General features: G+C 43.8%; 2 protein-coding genes. Both read right to left on the reverse strand.

What is annotated here, in order from left to right:
- On the reverse strand, positions 1-316 hold a 316-nt coding region (locus tag Q7P41_RS10300), incomplete at its 3' end, for a glycosyltransferase (RefSeq protein WP_303884040.1).
- Position 317: 1 nt separating this feature from the next.
- On the reverse strand, positions 318-1,379 hold the full coding sequence (locus Q7P41_RS10305; RefSeq protein ID WP_303884041.1) for a glycosyltransferase family 4 protein: 1,062 nt from the start codon (positions 1,377-1,379) through the stop codon (positions 318-320).
- Positions 1,380-1,442 lie beyond the last annotated feature (63 nt).

Here is a 1,442-nt window from a genome sequence, read left to right on the forward strand (position 1 = left end):
AAAGTACGGGAACGCCAAGACGTTTGCCCCAGTATCCTCCCAATAACGCTGCCTGTGAAAGGCGCGTGTGGATGACGTCGGGTTTTACTGCCTTTATCACATCTTTGATACATGCACAAAGCGGCGGCGCCCAGGGAATGGCAGGCTTACATGTAAATACAGTAAAACCCTTTTGCGCAAGCATCTCATGCAAGGTCCCCCCGGGGCGGCACAGGACGAAGTTTTCTATGCCCTTTTTTCTTAAGGCCTCAAGAAGCTGTATCCACGCCTGCGCCCATGACAGCCTGTTTTCGTCGACGTAGTGAAGGATACGCATATCACATGCCCCTTAAAATTTCACGATATACAGCCATGATCTGATCTACCATCGCATCTGTCGTAAAATTTTTTGACCTTTCAAAAGCAAGATTCCCGTATCGCAAGCGCAGATCGTGATCGCTGAGCAATTTATTCAAGGAACGGGCTAAGCTATCAACATCTCCGATCGGAACAAAAATACCTGCTTCACCCACAGCCTCTATTAGTGCCGGGCTTGAATAGGCAATTACTGGCACTTGTGAAGCCATCGCTTCGAGCGCAGATAAACTAAATCCTTCGTAATAAGAGGGAAAACAGGCTATATCCATTGACTTCCAAAAGGAAAAAGCATCTTTCGGATCAATAAAGCCTAAAAACCTTACTCTACCAACAAGATTCATTTCTTTAACTAAGTTTTGCAGATATGACATCAGTTTGCCGTCTCCACCCAATATCAATTCAACATCTTTATTTTTCCCTAACATCGCAAAGGCTTTGATCAAGTCTTCATGACCTTTGCCTTCGCTCATCCTGGCCAAATACCCAATTCTCATCGCAGTGCCGGAGGAAGGCAATAAGGGCAAAGATCTTACAGCTTTATCTATGTCAATACCGTTATAAACGCACCAAGTCCGCATCCAGGGCATTTTTTCTCTAACATATATTTCTACAGTCTTCGAGACGCATACTCCTTGGGTGTATGCTCGATAATGCTTGGGGTTGGCTATTAAACCATGGAAATGACATATCACTTTACGGCTATAATGGTTTGGTGAAATGGCCAAAGCAACCGCACAAAGGACTGCTGTATGAGATAAATGAAGGTGTACAATATCATATTTTTTTAATGCATACCAGAAATGCGCAATAGAAACGATGTCTGCATCGTTTAAGAGAGGTAATTCTTTTATTTCTACCCCCTCTCCCAACTTTTCTCTAAATATAGGTGCACAGCCGCCTTTTTTAGATGTCCATACGCTGACCGAATTTCCCCTTTTCTGGAGGCCAGAGGTCAACATGGCAACAACCCTTTCGGCACCACCCCAAGCTCTGCCATCAATAGCATGTAAGACCTTTATCATAAATCGCGATCCTCCCAATTGATTTTCAAAGGACAGTTTAAAAGGTTTTGCTCATATAATTGG

It is taken from the genome of Acetomicrobium mobile, from assembly GCF_937920065.1.

What these genes read in the sequence shown, in the direction of transcription:
- Q7P41_RS10305 (WP_303884041.1), bottom strand. Translation starts at nt 1,379, where the DNA reads ATGATAAAGGTCTTACATGCTATTGATGGCAGAGCTTGGGGTGGTGCC.